This window comes from Isoptericola hypogeus (assembly GCF_039531145.1).
In the GTDB taxonomy this organism is placed as follows: domain Bacteria; phylum Actinomycetota; class Actinomycetes; order Actinomycetales; family Cellulomonadaceae; genus Isoptericola; species Isoptericola hypogeus.
The window spans coordinates 350,278-368,969 of the sequence record NZ_BAAAPM010000005.1 but is presented as its reverse complement, the minus strand read 5'-3'; the positions used below and the strand labels follow the sequence as shown (position 1 = coordinate 368,969).

The following is an 18,692-nucleotide window of genomic DNA, read 5'->3' as shown; positions in this document are numbered from 1 at the left end:
CTCGATGGCCGACCACCCCACCCGCGACCCGGACGACCGACCGCCCGGTGCGCCGGCACCGCCCGGTGCACCGCCCGCCGGGTCGCAGGCACCACGACGGGGGTTCCCCGGCGGCCGTCTGTCCCGGCGCGCGGTCCTGGTCGCGGGGGCGGCGTCGGCCGGAGCGGTCGGCTACGCGATCGTCCGCGGCGCGACGTCCGACGACGGCGGCGCCCCGACCGTGCGGCCGTCCGCCTCCGCGGACGGCCTGGCCACCCCCGCGGGGATCGACCGGAGCACGGTCGCCGGGCGCGAGCAGCCGCTCGCCGCCTACGGGCTGACGATCGCCCGGCTCGCGAACGGTGTCGGTCTCGAGGCAGGCCGCCGGGGGCTGTTCGGGACGAGCTGGTGGCGCGACGACGTCTCCGGCTTCAACGCGCGCGTCTGCGAGCAGGTGCTCAGCCTGGCCTGGTTCTACGCGAACGACCGGCCGTGGCACCCGTACGCCGGGGACCCCGCGCTCCTCGAGGCGACGGACGCCCTGCTGGACCACTATCTCGGCCTGCAGCACGACGACGGCTCCTGGCCCGAGCTGGCGCCCGACGACCACAGCACCGCCGCGACGGCGTTCGCCCTCGGCTACCTCAGCCGCACCCTCGCGCACCTCGGGCGCGCCGGGGCGTTGCCCCGGCAGCAGCGACGGATCCGCGAGGCTCTGGCACGCGGCTCGCGATGGTTCCTGACCCCGGCCCTCAACCCCGACTGGTCCGACGTCCCGCTGGAGTACACGAACCAGCTGATCGTGGGCCTCGCGGGCAGCGCCCTGGCGTTCGACCAGCACCGCGACCCCGCGGTGGCGTCCCTCCTCGCGGCGCGGGTCCGCGATGCCGCGGGACGGGTGCAGAGCCCGGCCGGGTTCCTCTACGAGGCCGGGGGGATGGACATCGGGTACAACCTCGCCGTCGCCCTCCCCCGCATCGCCGAGCTGCACCGCGCGCTCGGCGCGGCACCGTTCGCCGCCGTCGTCGACGGCCTCGCCGGCTGGTGGGGGCTCGCCCTGCTCCCGGAGCCGGACGGGTCCGGCTTCGTCACCTTCGTCGCGGCGTCCACCCGGACGCAGACCCGGTACCTCGACGCGATCGCCGACGACGAGGACGCCACGGCTCCGGCGTCGTCGCTCGTCGCCGGGTCCCCGGGTCTGGCGGCCTTCCTCACCGCGCTGGAGGACCGCGCGGACGAGCGACGCCGGTGGGCGGGGGCGACGGAGCCCCTGGAGCCCGACGTCCCCAACCCGCGCGTCATCGCGAACCTGGCGCTCCCCCAGGTGCTCCCCGCGCGCGCGGAGCGCCAGGCCGCCGTCGACCGGCTCCCCCCGGTCGCCCGGGCCCGGTTCGTCGAGGTCCGCACGTCCGGGCGCGACCAGGTCTACCTGTTCGTGCGCCGCCCGCGGTACTACCTGCAGGCCTGCTTCGGCCCGCGGGCGAGCACCCGGGTGCGCGCGGGCCTCGGGACGCTCTGGACACCGGGCGCCGGCACCTTCGTCCACGCGTCGGCCGGCGACGACGTCGACTGCGCCTGGGGCGCCGTCGGGCCGGGCCGGGAGGACTCCGAGGCGACGTCCGGGCTGCGCGCGTCCGTCGTGCCGAACGGTGCGGGCGGCGCTCAGGACCTCGCCGCCACGCCCACCCCGGAGCTCGACCCGGGACCCGCGCCGGCGCACCTGTCGTGGGCGGACCCCGACGGCAGGTTCCGCGTCGACGTGCGCCTCACGGACACCGAGCTCCGGCGGTCCGTGACGGCCCCGGACGGCTCCGTCGAGCAGGTGCCGCTCCTCCTGACCGACACGGACCGGGTGAGCTGGGCCGACGGGACCGCCGTCGTCCACGGCGAGGCCTCGTCCAGCACGTCGACCGGTCTCACCGTGGTCCGCGGGGCCACCACCTTCGAGGTCCGGTGGAGCAGCGCCGGCGAGGCCCGGACCGTCCCCGTCGACGTGACCTACTTCCGCGACGGACGCCGGCGCATCCACCTGCTCCAGCTGCCCCTGGCGGGCACCACCGCCGTCAGGTACACGGTCACCTAGGTCCCGGCGCTCCGTCGCAGGTCCGCCCGGACCACCGGCGCGCTCGGCTCGACCGGGTCGATCACCTTGTCCGTGAAGGCCCAGCTCCCGTAGTCCGGGACGCCGGTCTCGGCGGGGAACCTGCGCGAGACGTAGTCGAGCAGGGCCTCGGTCCGGGCCTTGTGGTGGCGCTCGTAGATGCCCCGCATCCGGTCGGCCGGCATCGAGAACGACCAGGCGCCGGACGCCGCCACCACACGACGGGCCTCGGCATCGGAGACGTCGCGCACGACCGTGGTGGGTCGGCGCCCGTTGACGATGACGAGCGTCCTTCGAGGGACCTCGATCCCGTCCACCGGCTCTCCGTGCTCTCCCCCGTAGAGGATGACGGGCGCGCCCGCGGACTCGTGCACCCGCGGGGCGTCGCCGGGACGGAACGCGCCGTCGTCGCGGACTCCCAGCCAGCCGCAGAGGTCGCGGTAGAAGGTGCCGAAGTCGCGCCCGTCCCGCTCCAGGAAGAAGAGCTTCACGCGCTCGGGCCCGACGGTCTCGGTGAGCGCGACGAGCCGGGCGTGCAGGTCTGCGGTGAGGTGCGGTTCTGTCTCCAGCGCCTCCTCGAACGTCCGGGTATAGGGCCGCTCGACGGCCTCCCGCCCGTCCCCCGGCCGGAACCGCCCGGCGCCGAAGCGCGCGAAGTGCGACGCGACGTTGTGCACGTAGTGCGAGTACGCACGCTCGGTCGGATGGCGGAGGTTGAGGACGAACCTCGCGTCCGGCACCCGCTCGACGATGCGGGCCACCACCCCGGCCATCACCTCCGGGCTGGACGCCGTCAGGTACTGCGGGCTCGCCTCGAAGAGCACCTCGGTCTGCTCCGGGACGTCGCCGAACTCCGCGACCCACCCGCCCAGGTCGGCCCGCGGCCCGAGGAAGTGCTTGAGCTCCTTCCTGCGGGGGACGGCGAACGTGGACGTGCGTCCGAGGCACGCGTGCAGCAGCGTCGTCCCGCTCTTGGCGAACCCGGGGCTGATGAGGTACTTCATCGGTCCGCACCTCCGGGCCACGGCTCGAGGGCCGCGACGACCCGGGACACCCGGGCGGCGAAGCCCGGGTCCAGCTCGGTGACCGGGCCACGACCCTCCGTGGCGCCGGCGGCGAACCGCTCGAGGATCGGTTCGGCGCTGGAGAGGAAGTCGACCTCGGACACGCGTGTCCCCGAGGCGTCCTCGAGCCACACCCGCCGCTCGGGCTCGGCGTCGTACCGCGCACGGAGGCTGCCGACCGACGACTCCGGCACCGCCCACTCGCGGATCGCCGCCAGGTGGCTGCCCATGTTCCAGAGGGCCGGGATGCCCAGCCGGTCAGGGGCCGCGACCGAGAAGACGCCGTGGAAGGTCAGCCCCGCGCCACCGCCCTGGGACTCGCGCCACGCCTGCACCCCGCTGAGCAGGACGTACTCGAAGCAGACGAGCACCCGCGGGGCGACGCCGTGGTGACCGGCCGCGACGGCGCCGAGGTCCGCGGGGTCGTAGGGCCACGGCTTCTCGCCGATGACGTGGATGCCGCGGCGCGCCGCGGCCTCGACCTGGAGCGGCACGTGGCGGCCCGGGGGCACGCACAGCCACGCGTGCGTGCACCGCGCCTCGCCCAGCGCGGCGGACATCCGCGCGACGTACTCCGGGTCGCTCTCGCCGTCCCGCTGCCGCACCGCGCCGAGCGGCACGACGTCGAACGCGGCGCGCTCCAGCATGGACCGAACCTTGGTCCCCCACCGGCCCCGGCCGAGCACGGCGATCCGGGCGCCGTCAGCCCCGGGCATCGATCAGGTCCGCGACCGTCCGCGCCGCCTTGACGGCCGAGACGACCTTGCCCGAGAAGATGTGGAGCTCCCGCGGGTTTCCTTCGCGCACGTGCAGGACGCGCCGGTCGTCTGCCGGGCTGTCCTCCACGACCCTAAGGGCGAACCGCGAACCCAGGTACCTGGCCCGGGCCGCCTCCGGGACGGCCCGAGCGGCCGCGCTCCGCATCTCCGCGAACCTGGTCAGCGGGGTCTCGGCGAACTCGTCCGCCTCGACGAGCTCCTGGAGCGCGGGCGGCACGACCTCCCACGGGTCGGTCGACGTCCAGTGGTTGGTGTGCAGCGCCGACCCGAAGAGCGAGCGGCCGGAGGTGCCGAACGGGTCGAAGGCCGTGAACGGACCGTCCACCACGACTAGCGCGATCCCCCGCAGGTGCGGGGGAAGCTCGATCAGCACCTTCTCGGCGACCTGGTACCGGGCGATCGCGAACACGGTCCTGCTCTCGCCCAGCCCGTAGGTCGCGAAGACGACGAAGTCGTAGTCGTCGCGCATCGGGGACACGTAGGACTCGCGGCGCACGCTCACCCCGGAACGCGCGAGGCGGTCCGCGACCACCTCCCGCAGGACGTCGGGGTCGTAGACCTCCTCGGCCACCTCGTAGCAGCGGTCGATGAAGTCGAAGTCCATCCAGTTCGGGCGGCGGCGGGTGAGGGGGAGGTCGTACTTGTCCATCACGCGCTCGAACTCGTCGGGGCTCGTGAGCGACCCCTCGTGCGGGATCGCGTAGTAGTTCGTCGACGAGCGGACGATCGCCTCGTCGAAGGCCTCGCTGAACTCGGCCCGGGCGTCGAGGATCTCCTCGATCGTCTCGGGGCTGCGCGGGTAGTGGTAGCCGGCATGCACGCGGTACTGGTTCGTCGCGGAGGTCGCGCGCAGGATCCCGCGGGGGTCGAACAGGTCGACGCGGTGCCCCCGTTCCGCCAGCCGGAGCGCGGTGGTCGACCCGTAGATCCCCGCGCCGACCACGGCGACACGCGCTCGCGAGGAACCCTCCATGCGATGTCTCTCCGTCCGGGTCACACGAGGTCGGCGTCCTGCGCGTAGTCGTAGGTCAGCAGCGGCGCCCATCGGGTCAGCGACTTGTTCGTGACGGCCACGATGTTCTGGGACATCTTCTGGCGGCGCTTGAAGTGGATCGTGTCCGGGGCGACGCGGTGGACCAGGCCGGCCTGCACCGTCTCGATGTTCCAGTACCAGTCGTCGTAGGCGAACCCGCCGGCGATGTCGCGGGGAGCCAGCGGGTGGTCGAGGAACACCTTCCGGGGCGCCAGGCAGAGCGAGTCCCAGTAGTTGCTGAACCGCATGAAGTTCGGGTCGAAGGAGGGGTCGACCTGGTCGACGTGGAAGAACAGGTTCGCGCTCTCGCCGAAGAACCAGTCCACCTCGGGATGGACGATCACGTCGCCCTCCGACCGGCACAGGCCGAACGCTGCCGACAGCCAGTTCCGGCTCCAGAGGTCGTCCGCGTCCAGATGGGCGACACAGCTCCCCGCGGCACGTTCCACCGCGTAGTTCCGCGCCAGGCCGTGGTCCTTGAAGTCGACCTGGTGCACGACCCAGCCGCGCTCCTCGGCGTCCGAGAAGACCTCCAGCGTCGCGGCGCTGGGGTCGTCGAGCACCACCGCCACCTCGACGGCGATCCCGTCCTCCTGGGCGCGCGCGACGGCGTCGAGCATGCTGCGGATCGTCGGGCCCGCCAGCGCGCCCTCGTGGTGCGCGGCCAGGATCACGGTCACGTCGGTCATCGGGGAGTCTCCTGGGTCAGTGCCGTCGGCTCGCCCTCGAGGCGCAGCGCGACGGACATCGCGCGCGCGAACGTCTCGCGTGAGCAGAGCGAGCGGGCGTGCTTGCGCAGGAGGCCGGATCGCCGGGCCGCCTCCACCGGCGACGCGACCATCTCCTCGATCGCGGCGACGTACGCGGCGGGATCGAGAGCGTCGGTGACGGGGTATCCCGTCTCCTCGGTGACCAGGTCCGCCACCCCACCCACCGCGCTCGCGACCGTGGTGACGCCGCGCGCGGCAGCATCGATGAGGATGGTCGGGACCCCGTCCCACTCCGCGGTGTAGAGGAAGAAGTCGCAGGACTCGACCGGGAGGTCGTCGAACTGCTGGTACGTCCCCTGCAGCTTGATGTTCGGGGGGAGGTCGGCGAAGTCGATGTCGCTGCCGCCGAGGACCCTGCGGCCCCACACCCAGATCTCCAGGTCCGGCAGCATCGTCGCGACGTCGACGACGACGTCGAACCGCTTCTGCCGGTCGAACCGCCCCGCCCAGAACGCCCGCAGGACGCGCCCCTCCTGGCGGCGCGACGCGAGCACCTGGGAGTGATCGATGTGCTCGAGGTACTCGGCCGGGGTGTACACGAGGCGGAACACGTCGGCCAGCCTGGACGAGTGCCCGTACCTCCAGGTCAGCTCGTCGTGGAGCGGCTTGCTGTCCACGATCACCGACGTGAGGGAGGAGAGGCACTCCTGGATGGCCCGGACCGGGTACCCGCCCTTGTTGCCGTGCTTGTCGAGCTCCCACGTGAAGAGGTAGGCGTGCAGGTCCATGATCGCGGACAGCTGCCGCCCGAAGGTCGTGTAGAGGACCCATCCGAGGCCGCTGTTGATGTTCATGACGCGCCGGGGCTGCAGTCCCCGGACGACGTCGAGCAGCAGCCGCACCCGCGCCTCCTCGGGAAGCTCGCGGGCCACCTCGGCGATGTCGACCAGGAGGACGTCCTCGGGGAACCAGTCCGGGCGTTGGAACTCGTTGAGGTCGGTCGTCAGGACGAGGGTCCGCCCGGTGGTGTCGAGATCGTGCAGGGTGCGGACGAAGGCGCCCGCCACCCGCGCGGAGCCGGCCATGCGGACGTGCGGCACGACGACGACGTTGTCGACCCGCGACACCGGCAGCGACCGCCTGAGCGCTTCCGCCCGTTCGAAGAGGTCGCTCGCGTGGCTCAGGACGGGCGCGAGCGAGACACGACGCGCCGTGTACGGCCGGCGGATCATCGGCTCGATCTCGTACGCCCGCTCCACCAGCTCCCGCATCACCGGGTCGTCGAGCCTGGACCGCAGCCGCTGGGCGAGCATCGCGCGCTCCTCGAGCGCCGACGTGCGGGCGATGTCCTCGAGCCGCTCCTCGGCGAGGATCATGTCGGCGACGATCGGGATCCGGTGCGGCCGGGAGTGTCGCCCGTGGCCGAGTCGTTGGTTGAGCACCGTGCTCGGGACGCGGAACGTCTCGTAGCATCCGTGGTTCACGAAGTGGTCGAAGGCCCAGCCCTTGACGTTCGCCATGTCGCCGTGGGTGCGCCGGTAGAAGTCCTCGTCGAAGAGCGGCGTCGGGGAGACGCGCGCCGGGTACCCGACCGCGAGCCAGTGGAAGAGGGGGTGGCCGTCCGGGCCGGAACCGAGCTCACGCAACGCGGCTTCGGTGTACCACTCCGGGTGGAAGAGCGCCGAGGGCCGCAGGCCGCGGTGGACGCCGTCGACGAGGAAGTCGGCCAGGACGTCGTCGACCGACTCGTCGCGCCCGGCGGCCAGGACCGCGGCCCCGGCATCGATCGTCTCCGACCCCGGGTCGGCCTCCGGGTCAGGGTCGCCGGGCTCGAGCGCACCGGCGGCGACCAGCTCCTGCATCCGGTAGATCGTGGGATGCACCATCTGGTGGAGCGTCTGCCAGGCCCCCGCGTCGCTCAGCAGCGACGAACGGTGCTCGGCGGGCACCAGACGCAGGAGGTCCAGGACGGGCGTGCGCGCGTCGCCGGGCAGCCGCGCCGCCCAGGCCCGCAGAGCCGGCGCGACCGGTCGTGCCGCTGCCGACCAGATCCGCCCCTCCCGGTGCCCGTACGTCGTGAAGTGGACCCACGGGTCGACCCCGGCGGCCTTCACGTCGGGGTTGTCCGCGAGATAGAAGGCCCTGTCGAACACCTCCTCGGGAAACATCTCCTCGATCCCGGCGTGCTGCTCCATCGGCACAGTGCTCCCGTCTCGTCCGCTCAGTCCGCGATCACGACGACCGTCTGTGACACCGGCTCGTCGCCCGCGCGAGCCAGCAGCTCGTCCGCGGCCTTCGACCGCCACCGCGACGTCGACGGGATCTTCGTCCGGTCGGCGCGGTGCGCGTACTTGGCGGCGATGTCCTGGACCTCCTCCATGAGGCCCGCGTTGAGGGTGATCGGGTCGAGGCCGAGGTGCAGGAAGCGGTCGTTCGCGACGTGCAGCTCGTTCTCGTCGGCCTCGAGCCGCGGGTTCGGCACGTTCTCGACGGCGACGCCGGTCCGCTCGGAGATCAGCTTGGCCAGGTCCCGCACGCGGTGGGTCTCCGTCATCTGGTTGAAGATCGCGACGCGGTCGCCCGGCTGCGGCGCGTTCTCGAGCGCGAGCTGGATACATCGCACGGTGTCCTGGATGTGGATGAACGCGCGCGTCTGCCCGCCGGTGCCGTGCACCGTGAGCGGGTGGCCGACGGACGCCTGCATGAGGAAGCGGTTGAGGACGGTGCCGTAGTCGCCGTCGTAGTCGAAGCGGTTGATCAGCCGCTCGTCGAGCTTGGTCTCCGCCGTCTGGGTTCCCCAGACGATGCCCTGGTGGAGGTCGGTGACGCGGACCTTGTCGTTCTTGTTGTAGAAGACGAACAGGAGCTGGTCCTGAGTCTTCGTCATGTGGTAGATGCTGCCCGGGTTGGCCGGGTAGAGGATCTCGTTGTCGACGAGCTCGCCGCCGGCGACCTCGACCTTGACGTTCAGGTACCCCTCCGGGATCTGCATGCCGGCCGTCCCGTAGCCGTACACGCCCATCGTCCCGAGGTGCGCGACGTGGATGTCCAGGCCGCTCTCGACGATGGCGGCCAGGAGGTTGTGCGTCGCGTTGATGTTGTTGGTGACGGTGTACCGCTTGTGCTGGCTGCTCTTCATCGAGTAGGGCGCGGCCCGCTGCTCCGCGAAGTGCACCACCGCGTCGGGCTGCCAGTCGCTCAGCAGGGTCAGCAGCCGGTGGTAGTTGACCGCCACGTCGAAGTTGTGGAAGTCGATCCGCCTGCCGGACACCTCCTCCCAGGCGCGCAGCCGCTCCCCGAGCGGTCGGATCGGCGTCAGGGACTCGACCTCGAGCTCGACGTCGATGTTCCGGCGGGACAGGTTGTCCACGATGGCGACCTCGTGGCCGATCGCGGAGAGGTGCAGCGCGGTGGGCCAGCCACAGAAGCCGTCGCCGCCGAGTACCAGGACCTTCATCGGTTTCCTCCCCTGCGCACCAGGCGTACGCCTGGGCTCGTGCGTCTGCTCGTCGTGACGGTGGCGGTCGAACCTCTCGAGGGTGGCGACGGGGGGCCGCCGGGTGTCGGCGGCGGAGAAGACGTCCTCGGCCGGCGTTCGCGGTTCCGACCGCTCCATCCGGCCCGTGCCGGGGTTGAGATGGATCCCGCACTCCTTGGGGGCGTCCTGCTCCCACCACCACCGCCCCGCGCGGACGTCCTCGCCCGCCGAGACGGCGCGGGTGCACGGCGCACATCCCACGCTCGGGTAGCCCTGGTCGTGGAGGGCGTTGTACGGCACGGCGTGGTCCTTGATGTACGCCCACACCTCGTCGGCCGTCCAGTCGACCATCGGGTTGAACTTGTGGATGCCGTAGCCCTCGTCCCACGAGGACACGGGAAGGCCGGTGCGGCTCGCCGACTGACCGCGGCGCAGGCCGGTGAGCCACGCGCGCTTGCCCTCCAGGACGCGTGCGAGCGGGTGGACCTTGCGGATCGCGCAGCACTCCTGGCGCAGCTCGACGCTCTCGTAGAACGCGTTCGGGCCGTTCTTGGTGACCCAGTCCTGAACCTCGAGCTGATCCGGGTACACCATCGTGACGACCGGTCCGTACCGCTCCCGGACGTTCTGCGCGGTGCGGTAGGTCTCCTCCGGCAGCCGACCCGTGTCCAGGCTGATCACCTGGATGTCGAGGTCGTGCTGCACGATCAGGTCGGTCAGGACCATGGACTCCGGTCCGAAGGCGTTGGCGAGGACCGCCGGCCGGAAGCCGTGCTCGATGACTCGGAGGCGCTCCAGCGTCCGCTCGAGCGCGGCCTCGTACTGCAAGCGAAGATCCCTCCGTCGTCTGACCCGCTGAGCGAGAGCCCGGACAACCGCACCGACCTATAGTGACCCAGGACACACAATTTCGCCGCTCCAGGGCGGCGGTCCGCCCCTGGGGAGGAACCTCGCCATGATCGGTGTGTTCGGCGCGAACGGCTTCATCGGCCAGCACCTCGTCCGTCGGCTCGCCCGCGACGGGCAGGCGGTCACCGCCGTCGCGCGAAGGTTCGACCCGGGCCTGGACTCCCTCGGCGTCCGCACCGTCGCCGGCGACCTGCGCGACCGCTCCGCGATGCGCTATGCCCTCGAGGGTGTCGACACCGTCGTCCAGCTCATGGGCACCTCGACCCCGGCCCAGGGCATCGCGCAGAGCACGCAGGACATCCAGGACAACGTCATCCCGCACGTCGCGTTCCTGCGCGAGTGCGTCGACGTCGGCGTGCGGCGCTTCGTGTTCCTCTCGTCCGGGGGCGCCGTCTACGGCCCGGTGCCGGGCGACCGGGTGATCCCCGAGACGCACCCCACGCGCCCCATCTCGTCGCACGGCGTGACCAAGCTGATGATGGAGCACTTCATCCGGCTGCACTCGCACCTCGACGACCTCGAGCACGTCATCCTGCGCGTGGCCAACCCCTACGGGCCAGGGCAGGTCGTGAAGGCCGGCCAGGGCCTCATCCCCGCGCTGCTCGACCGGCAGGCCCAGGGGCTGCCCGTCACCGTCTACGGCGACGGGTCCGCGGCGCGCGACTACGTGTACATCGACGACGTCGTCGACGCGATCGTGCGCGCCGCGGCCCTGCCCGGGCACGAGGAGCTCACCGTCAACGTCGGCTCGGGCCGGCACCGGACCGTCCTCGACGTGATCTCCTGCCTGGAGGAGGCCACCGGGTCGAGCTTCGAGATCGAGAAGCTCCCGGCCCGCGCGACCGACGTCGACCGGATCGCGCTCGACGTCCGCCTCGCCGAGAGGGCGCTCCGCTGGACGCCGACCGTGGGCTTCGCCGAAGGCGTCCGCCGGACGGTCGGCGCGCTCGGACCGCGGACGGCGACCGGATAGCGCTCGCGCGCCGGGCTCGACCACGAGGCCGGCTGCAGCACTATGGTCTAGCAGCATGGCGAACGTCTTCATCCACGTCGGGCCGCACAAGACCGGGTCGACGTACATCCAGAAGCAGCTGCGGGAGAACGCCGCGGTGCTCGCCGAGCACGGGGTGTCGTACCCCGACCTGAAGTCGCCGGTGTACGGGCACGGAGCCCTCGCGCGGCGCCTGCGCGGATGGGGCCCGCCGGTCACGGCCGAGGAGATGGAGGCGCTGACCGACCAGCCCACGCTCGTGCTGTCGAGCGAGAACTTCGTGCTGCTCAGCGAGGAGCAGCTCCGGCACCTCAGGGCGACGCTGGCCGGCCACGACATCACCGTCGTCTTCACCCTGCGGTCGCTGACGAAGACGTTGCCGTCGCACTGGCAGGAGACCGTCAAACACGGGAACCCGCAGACGTACCTCGAGTACCTCGCCCGCATCCACGGCTGGCTCGAGGGAAGCTACGAGCAGGTCATCCCGAGCACGCAGCTGGCGAAGCTGGCCGCAGTGTTCGGCCGGGACGACCTCAGGCTGATCTCGTACGAGAACTCCGAGGACCTGTTCGAGACGTTCGGCCGGGTCGTGCTGGGCACGACGTCCCCGGTGTTCGCCGGCGACGGCGCCCGGGTCAACCCGTCCTACAGCGCGGAGCGCGTCGAGCTCGTCAGGCAGCTCAACCGCAGGTTTCACTCGGCACACAAGGGGAGGACTCCCGGTCGGCACCTGCGGATGGCGTACACGGAGTCGTCGGGGGCCTTCGAGGCCTCGGCGCAGTTCCAGGCCTTCGCGGCCGCCTTCGGCGAGGTCGCGATGACGATCCGGCTCGCTGACTCCGACCCGTTCATCCAGGCGGAGGCCAGCCGCGTCGACGCGGCCTACGGCGATCTCGTCGTCAACCCGGTCAAGTCCACCGGCGCCGACGCCGCAAGCGTGACCGAGCAGCGGTCCGAGACGCGGTGCGCGCTCGCCAGCTGGCAGCTCTCGCCGGAGGTCGACGAAAGCCTCGACGCCCTCTACCACCGGCTCGAGCCGACCGCGCTCGAGCTCCTGGGAGGCAGGTAGGACGGACAGGGGGCGCGCGCAGCCGAAGGCCCACGGATCCCTCGCCGCCACCGTGACCCCGTGGCAGACTCCCGAGCATGGCTGAGAGAGCAACCACCAGCGCACAGCCGATCTGGGAGGACATGGTCTCCCTGCACTCGCGCGGGCTCGCGCAGTTCGAGGTGCTGGAGCCGGCCGGGCACTACCGGGACGGCGACACCCACACCGACTGGAGCTCCGAGGGTCCCGGCCTCGAGGCGGCCCTGGAGCGTGACACGTACCCGCTGCCCCGCACGGAGGATCGCGAGGGCTACTACGGGGGCTGGCACTTCAGCTACTGGGCGAGCGGCTACCGCGACGCCCGGCTGCTCCGCGAGGCGTGCGAGCGGCTCGGCGTGGACCTGCGCGGCTACCTCGACCTCGGGTGCGCCAGCGGACGGGTGCTGCGGCACCTCGCGCTGGACGGGGACCTGAGCGAGGTCTACGGCTGCGACCTCAACCGCCGGCACGTCGACTGGATCAACCGCTACCTGCCGGCGAAGGCCGTCGCCTTCCAGAACCACTCGATCCCGAGCCTGCCCCTGCCGGACAACAGCCTCGACGCCGTGTCGGCGTACTCCGTGTTCACCCACATCGAGGCGTTCGAGACCGCGTGGCTCATGGAGCTGCGACGCGTCCTGAAGCCGGGCGGCATCGCCTGGATCACGCTGCACTCCGAGCGCACCTGGGCGGAGATGAACGACAACTGGGGCCTGTACAAGCGCCTCAAGCACCAGCCCGACTTCGCGCCGTACGTCGCGCACGAGAGCCGCGCGGAGCTCCCTGAGGAGCGCATGGTCTTCCGCTGGTACGCGGACCGGTCCTACTCGAGCAAGGTCTTCTACCACCAGGACTACGTCCGTCGGGTCTGGGGGCGGATCATGGAGATCCGCGAGGAGCACCACCGCCTCCCGAAGAAGCAGGACGTCGTCATCCTCCAGAAGACGTGACCGGGCTCGCCAGCGAGGAGGGCGGCTCGGGGAGGGGCATCGCGCGAGCGCGCAGCTCGTCGTAGCGCTCGGCGACGCCGCCGGGAACGTACGTCGGCGCGCTGATGTCCGAGACCGGGTTGACCGCGAACCTGCCCTTGATGGTCTCGAGGCACGCCGGGTCGAACCGCGCGTCGGCGAACTCGAGGACGCCTCGGATGAACGCCTCCGGGGTCTCCTGCAGGGACTCGAAGGTGAACACCCGCTCCAGCAGGCTGTCCCGGTGCAGCAGAAGCTGGAGCATCTCGTCGAGGCGCGCGAAGTTCCGCTCGACCGAGCCGCCCCAGCGGATCATGCTGGACCGCACGGTCTCGGCGGGGTCGCGAACGACGGTGAGCACGCGCCCGTCCGGGAAGAGGCTGCGGAACGTCGCCCAGTACCACGTGCCGAACGCGTCGATCGAGGGAAACGTGTCGGCGATCCCCGGCACCATGATCGGCTTCTGGAACCACCGCGGCTTCCCGGAACCGTAGAGCTCGACCAGCACCGCGTGGACGGCGTCCCGAGCCGCCGTGTCGACGCTGCGCCCGCCCCTGATCGGCCCCGTGTAGGCGAGGGACCTCTCGATCTGCCCGTAGGTCGAGAAGACGACGTCGGCGGTCTCGCCCAGCGCACGAAAGTCGGGATGACGGCGGAAGACGTTCGTCACGAAGGTCGTGCCGGACCTGCCCCACCCGACGAGCGAGACCGGAGACGTCACGTTCCTCTTGTTCGGCATCCTCGCCCCGTCCGTCCTCGTACCGCCACGGCCCCTACGACGTCGACCCTCGGTCACACTAGCGGCCTGGTCGCGCCGGTGCTGGGCTCGTGCTGGGCTCCGCACCGCCCCGTGACACCGCGCGGGGTTCCGCCAGTCGTCCGAGCACCGCGTCGGCGAAGTCCGCCGCCAGCCGATCCGGTCGGCGGTCGTCGGCGTACCGGCGCGCCGCCCGTCGCGCCTCGGGCGTCCGCAAGGTGACGACCGCCCGCTGCAGCGCCTCGGCGAGGCTCTCGGCCGAGCCCGCCTCGAAGAACTCGACGAACCGGGCGCCGTCCAGCTCCCGGAGCTGCCCCAGCCGGGGCGCGACGACCGGCACCCCGAACGTCGTCGCGAGCATGAGGCTCCCCGAGTTGAGGATGGTCTCGTACGGCAGCACCATCAGGTCGGCCGCCCGCAGGAACTGGTGGACCGCGGCACTCTCGACGAAGCCGACGTGCGGCACGACACGCGGCAGCTCAAGCATCCGCTCGACGACCGCCTTGTTCATCGTGTTGCCGAGCCCGCCCGCGACGTCGAGCCGCAGCCGGGCGTCCGCGGCCGCGGCGATCTCGAACGCGTCCAGGAGCAGAGGCACGCCCTTGTAGGGCCGGATGCCCCCGAAGAAGAGCACCGCGACGTCGTCGTCGTTCATCGACAGCCGTTCCCGGGCCGCCGGACGGTCGAGCAGCTCCGGGTAGCAGCCGTCGAACGACGGGTGCTCGACCAGCACCACCTTCTCGGGCGGGATCCGGTACAGGTCGCGGGTCTCGGTCAGCGTCGCCGGCGACATGACGTGCACGACGTCCGCGATCTCGGCCACGAACTCGCTCAGCTCGAGCTCGAGGAACCGGTAGGTCAGCTCGTGCGCCAGCGCGTTGTGCACCGTCCAGACGATCCGCGCGCCGCGCTCGACCAGCTCCGTCATCGCCCGCTTGAACGCCTCGAGGCGGTCGAAGGCCTCCGGGAGGTTCCGCCCGGGCTGCACGATCCCGTTCAGCCAGTGCAGGTGCAGGACCTGCCCGGCGAGCGAGCCGCCGTCGTGGGCGTCGCCCGGCACAGGGTGGTCGAGGACGTCGTGGGCCGGCACGGCCAACGCGTCGTGCGCCCCGAGACCCCCGTACAGGAGCGTCTGGTACGGGTTGGTGGACGAGTAGTCGGGGAAGAAGCTGACCACCGTGCGGCTCGCCCGCTCCGGGTGCGCGGCGATCGCGTCCCGCGCCAGAGCCTCGAACTGCTCGGCCCGCGCGGCGAACGAGTGCTCCCGCACGACCCGCTGGTGCAGGTCCTTGGTGAGCGTGTCGTACTCGCCGGCGGCGGCGCGCTCCACGATCTCCTCCAGCTCCGCGGCGCTGCGGTACACCGGCACGCCGTCGAGCCCCGCCTCGGCCAGGCCGAGGCCCGAGTTCACGACCACCAGCGACCCGCAGGCCAGCGCCTCGAACAGGCGGCTGTTGAGATGGCCGTGGTCGAGCGAGCTGTCCTGCATGTCGTCGACCGTCACCCGCGCCGCGCGGTACACGTCAGGTACGTCGACGTACGCGAGCTCGCCGCGGTGGACGCTGCTCAACGCCTCCCGGCCCGACCTGTCGACGCCGTACCAGTCGACCGGCACGTCCCGCTGCGACAGGTGCAGCAGCGCCTCGTGGACGACCCGGTGCCCGCCCCAGTGGTTCGCCGTGCTCACGGCCGCCACGGCACGGGCGCACCCCTCGTCGGAGAACAGGTCCGGGTCGAACCCGATGCGGCACACGCCCGTCGGGCCGTCGAACGTCCGCAGGACCTCGCGCCGGCTCAGCTCGGACGACGAGATCACCGCGTCGTACAGGCCGAGGCCCGGCGACCGGAGCCAGTCGGAGGTCCGGTTGCGGATCCAGGCGACGCGCGTCGCGACCGCCGGGATCCGGCGCACGTCCGCGCCCGCGACCATGACCACCACGACGGTGCCCACGTCCCGCGCGCGGTACCACTCGGGCTGGTCCGACAGCCGGGCGCCGTGCCCGCGCGCGACCAGCGCCCGTGCCAGGCCGGCGGCGACGAACAGGTCGCCGCGGCCGTGGGAGAAGTCGACGGTGGAGACGAGGAAGTCGAACTCCAGGCCCTGGTCCGCGACGGGCGCGACGCCCGCGACCAGCGCCTCGTACTCGGCCGTCACCGCTCTCGCCCGCGAGGTGCGCACGACCGCCGTCACCCGACCTTCTGGTCGTAGCCGCGGACGGACCGGAACCGGCTCCACAAGCGGTGCGCCGGGCCGTAGAGCGGCGACCCCTCGAGGCGCTCGACCTGCCGCCTGTACCGCGACAGCTCCTTGATCTCCTCCTTGGCCCGCGCGAGCGCCTTCAGGACGCCCTCGTCCGCCCTGCCCGCGGCACGCATCGTGTCGGCCGCGCGGCGCTGCTCGACGAGGTACTGCGCGCGCTCCTGCCGGATCAGTCGCTCCAGCGACGCGATGCGGTCCCGCGCCTCGTCGAGCTCCGCCTCCAGGTCGCGGATCCGTCCGCTCGCCGCGTCGTCCCGCACCTCAGCGTCCATCGTCCCACCCCGCGACATCGTCGACACCGAACTCCTCGAGTCCCTCGAACCGACCTGTGACCCCACGACGCCCGTGCTCCTTCGCGACGGCCACGACCTGCGCGAAGGCGGGCGACAGCGCGGGTGCCCGCTCTTCGACCAGGAGCGCCCACGGCTCGAGGAACGTCTCGTCGAGATGCGCGTACGCGCGGTCGACGGCGTCCGCCTCGCCGCAGTGCCGCGACGCGAACACCGCGCGGTTGCGCGTCATGTAGTACACGTAGGCCCGGGACGGCACCGTCGCCGTCGACCGGCGGTAGTGGTGCGCCCGAACGTCGCGGTCGACCACGCACGCCCAGCCCCGCTTCGCGGCAGCCAGCGCGTGCTCGGTCTCCTCGAAGTACAGGAAGTAGTCCTCCGGCATGAGACCGACGTCCTCCAGCATCCGCCGCCGCAGCAGGGCGCACGCGCCCGTCACGTAGTCGACGTGGTCGATCCCGTGCGGCGCCTCCTCGAGGCGCACCCCTCCCGCGGCGTGCCTGGTCGCGCCGCCGAGGGACCAGTCGACGCGACCGCCATCCGACTGGACGGTGGCCGGGCTGGACCCGCCGTGCACGATCCGCGGGCCCACGAAGCCGGCGTCGCCCACGCGCTGGGCCGTCCGGACCAGCCCCTCGACGGTGCCGCCCTCGACGCGCGCGTCCGGGTTGACGACCAGCACGTACTCCACGCCGCCGTCGAGCAGGAGCTCGATACCCCGGTTGTTCCCCGCCGCGTACCCGAGGTTCTCGCCCGTCGGGAGGTACGACACCGACCCGGGGAGGCCTGCACTCAGGCGCTCGCGCTCCGCGGGGTCGGTGCTGTTGTCCACCACCACCACGTGCTGGTCGAGCCACGAGCTGCGCATCAGCGACGCGACGGCTTCGAGGGTGTCGTCGGGGGTGTCGTAGTTGAGGACCACGCTCCCCACCTCTGCGGTGAACGGGCGGAGCCGTGCCGTCGTCAACGCGGGCCTCCCCGGTGTCGTTCGTGTGCCGCCCGGGACGGCCGGCCGGGGCGCCGTCCCCCATCCTGCCGCCGAGCCAGCGCCCCGCGCGTGTCCACGACCGCCGGGACCGAGCCCAGCCGGTCGAGAAGCCGCTCGAACCGGCCGTGGTCGACCAGCAGGACGCCGACGTCCGCGCCGTCCAGCGCCCTGTCCGGGTCGACCAGGGCGACGTTGGCGAGGCGCCTCAGGTCCCCCGGCAGCCTGGAGACGTGCGGCTCCACCACCCGGATCCGTGCGTGCGGCGCCTCGTACGCCAGCCGACGCACGATCTCCACGGCTGGGGACTCGCGGAGGTCGTCGACGTCGGCCTTGAACGACAGCCCCAGCGCGGCCACGACCGGCCGCTCCATGCCCACGACCGCCGCCAGCACCTTGTCCACGACCCACTGCGGCTTGGCGTCGTTGACCTGGCGCGCGGTGCGGATGAGGCGCGCCTGCTGGGGCGCGGCGTCCACGAGGAACCAGGGGTCGACGGCGATGCAGTGCCCGCCCACGCCGGGGCCGGGCCGCAGGATGTCCACCCGGGGGTGCCGGTTGGCCAGGCGGATCAGCTCCCACACGTCGATCCCGACCTTGTCGGCGATGAGCGACAGCTCGTTGGCGAACGCGATGTTGAGGTCGCGGAACGAGTTCTCGGCCAGCTTGACCATCTCGGCCGTCACGGTGTCGGTCGTGAGGATCTCGCCCTGGCAGAACACCGCGTAGAGATCCCGCGCCATCTGTGCCGCCTGGGGCGTCAGCCCGGCCACCACCCGGTCGTTGGTGACGAGCTCGATCATCACCCGCCCGGGCAGCACCCGTTCGGGGCAGTGCGCCACGTGGATCACGGGCCGGGCGTCCGAGCCGTCGAGGCTGAGGTCCGGACGCGCCGCGAGGATCCAGTCCGCCATCCGCTGCGTGGCACCCGGCGGCGACGTCGACTCCAGGATGACCAGCTCCCCGCCGCGCAGCACGCGGGCGAGCGCCTCGGCGGCGGCCCGGATGTGCGACAGGTCGGGCCCGCGGCCGTCCGAGAACGGCGTCGGCACCGCGACGATGAACGCGTCCGCCGGCTCTGGGACCTGCGCGGCCCGCAGCATGCCGAGCTGCACCGCCCCGGCGACGTAGGTCGCCAGGTCCGGCTCGACGAACGGCACATCCCCGTGGTTGATCGCCTCGACGGTGGCCGGGTTGACGTCCACCCCGACCACCTTGACGTCCTTCGACGCGAGCACGGCCGCGGTGGGCAGGCCGATGTAGCCCAGCCCGACGACGCACACCGAGTTGATCCCCATGCT

General features: G+C 72.1%; 15 protein-coding genes. 4 read left to right on the top strand and 11 right to left on the bottom strand.

The window, feature by feature from the left end; all coding sequences use genetic code 11:
- The first annotated feature begins 4 nt into the window (after positions 1-4).
- On the top strand, positions 5-2,062 hold the full coding sequence (locus ABD254_RS14345; RefSeq protein WP_344249099.1) for an NACHT domain-containing protein: 2,058 nt from the start codon (positions 5-7) through the stop codon (positions 2,060-2,062).
- On the opposite strand, the gene ABD254_RS14340 is transcribed toward ABD254_RS14345, so the two are convergent.
- The 6 genes from ABD254_RS14340 to ABD254_RS14315 are packed head-to-tail and all read right to left on the bottom strand — an operon-like array spanning position 2,059 to position 9,972.
- The gene (locus tag ABD254_RS14340) at positions 2,059-3,084 is read right to left on the bottom strand and encodes a hypothetical protein (RefSeq protein WP_344249098.1); all 1,026 of its coding nucleotides are present in this window, start codon (positions 3,082-3,084) and stop codon (positions 2,059-2,061) included. The genes ABD254_RS14345 and ABD254_RS14340 overlap by 4 nt on opposite strands.
- Positions 3,081-3,791 carry a Gfo/Idh/MocA family oxidoreductase gene (locus ABD254_RS14335; RefSeq protein WP_344249097.1) on the bottom strand — a complete coding sequence of 237 codons (711 nt, stop codon included), beginning with the start codon at positions 3,789-3,791 and terminating at the stop codon, positions 3,081-3,083. Before ABD254_RS14335 ends, ABD254_RS14340 begins: the two co-directional genes overlap by 4 nt.
- Before the next feature lie 55 nt (positions 3,792-3,846).
- Positions 3,847-4,896, bottom strand: a complete 1,050-nt coding sequence (locus ABD254_RS14330; protein WP_344249096.1) for an FAD-dependent oxidoreductase — start codon at positions 4,894-4,896, stop codon at positions 3,847-3,849.
- Between the two features lie 20 nt (positions 4,897-4,916).
- The gene (locus ABD254_RS14325; protein ID WP_344249095.1) at positions 4,917-5,645 is read right to left on the bottom strand and encodes a glycosyltransferase family 2 protein; all 729 of its coding nucleotides are present in this window, start codon (positions 5,643-5,645) and stop codon (positions 4,917-4,919) included.
- The gene (locus ABD254_RS14320; protein ID WP_344249094.1) at positions 5,642-7,861 is read right to left on the bottom strand and encodes a glycosyltransferase; all 2,220 of its coding nucleotides are present in this window, start codon (positions 7,859-7,861) and stop codon (positions 5,642-5,644) included. The genes ABD254_RS14325 and ABD254_RS14320 overlap by 4 nt, the downstream gene beginning before the upstream one ends.
- A 26-nt stretch (positions 7,862-7,887) precedes the next feature.
- Positions 7,888-9,972, bottom strand: a complete 2,085-nt coding sequence (locus ABD254_RS14315; RefSeq protein ID WP_344249093.1) for a phosphoadenylyl-sulfate reductase — start codon at positions 9,970-9,972, stop codon at positions 7,888-7,890.
- 127 nt (positions 9,973-10,099) lie between these two features.
- On the opposite strand from ABD254_RS14315, the gene ABD254_RS14310 reads away from it, so the two are divergent.
- The 3 genes from ABD254_RS14310 (at position 10,100) to ABD254_RS14300 (ending at position 13,081) form a co-directional block, all read left to right on the top strand.
- A complete protein-coding gene (locus ABD254_RS14310; protein WP_344249092.1) occupies positions 10,100-11,026 on the top strand; it encodes an NAD-dependent epimerase/dehydratase family protein in 927 nt (308 codons plus the stop codon).
- A 55-nt stretch (positions 11,027-11,081) separates the two neighbouring features.
- Positions 11,082-12,113 carry a hypothetical protein gene (locus ABD254_RS14305; protein WP_344249091.1) on the top strand — a complete coding sequence of 344 codons (1,032 nt, stop codon included), beginning with the start codon at positions 11,082-11,084 and terminating at the stop codon, positions 12,111-12,113.
- 77 nt (positions 12,114-12,190) lie between these two features.
- Positions 12,191-13,081 (top strand): class I SAM-dependent methyltransferase, encoded by an 891-nt coding sequence (locus ABD254_RS14300; protein WP_344249090.1) that lies wholly within the window; start codon positions 12,191-12,193, stop codon positions 13,079-13,081.
- Here ABD254_RS14300 and ABD254_RS14295 read toward each other — a convergent pair.
- From ABD254_RS14295 to wecC, 5 genes are all read right to left on the bottom strand, one after another.
- Complete coding sequence (locus ABD254_RS14295) at positions 13,062-13,820, bottom strand: sulfotransferase (RefSeq protein WP_344249089.1); 759 nt, start codon at positions 13,818-13,820, stop codon at positions 13,062-13,064. The genes ABD254_RS14300 and ABD254_RS14295 overlap by 20 nt on opposite strands.
- Positions 13,821-13,896: 76 nt before the next feature.
- Positions 13,897-16,047 carry a glycosyltransferase gene (locus ABD254_RS14290; protein WP_344249088.1) on the bottom strand — a complete coding sequence of 717 codons (2,151 nt, stop codon included), beginning with the start codon at positions 16,045-16,047 and terminating at the stop codon, positions 13,897-13,899.
- Entirely contained in the window at positions 16,044-16,388 is a 345-nt protein-coding gene (locus tag ABD254_RS14285) for a hypothetical protein (protein WP_344249087.1), read from the bottom strand. Before ABD254_RS14285 ends, ABD254_RS14290 begins: the two co-directional genes overlap by 4 nt.
- Positions 16,378-17,328 carry a glycosyltransferase family 2 protein gene (locus ABD254_RS14280; protein WP_344249086.1) on the bottom strand — a complete coding sequence of 317 codons (951 nt, stop codon included), beginning with the start codon at positions 17,326-17,328 and terminating at the stop codon, positions 16,378-16,380. Before ABD254_RS14280 ends, ABD254_RS14285 begins: the two co-directional genes overlap by 11 nt.
- 41 nt (positions 17,329-17,369) lie before the next feature.
- Positions 17,370-18,689 (bottom strand): UDP-N-acetyl-D-mannosamine dehydrogenase, encoded by a 1,320-nt coding sequence (wecC, locus tag ABD254_RS14275; RefSeq protein WP_344249085.1) that lies wholly within the window; start codon positions 18,687-18,689, stop codon positions 17,370-17,372.
- Between the last annotated feature and the right edge of the window lie 3 nt (positions 18,690-18,692).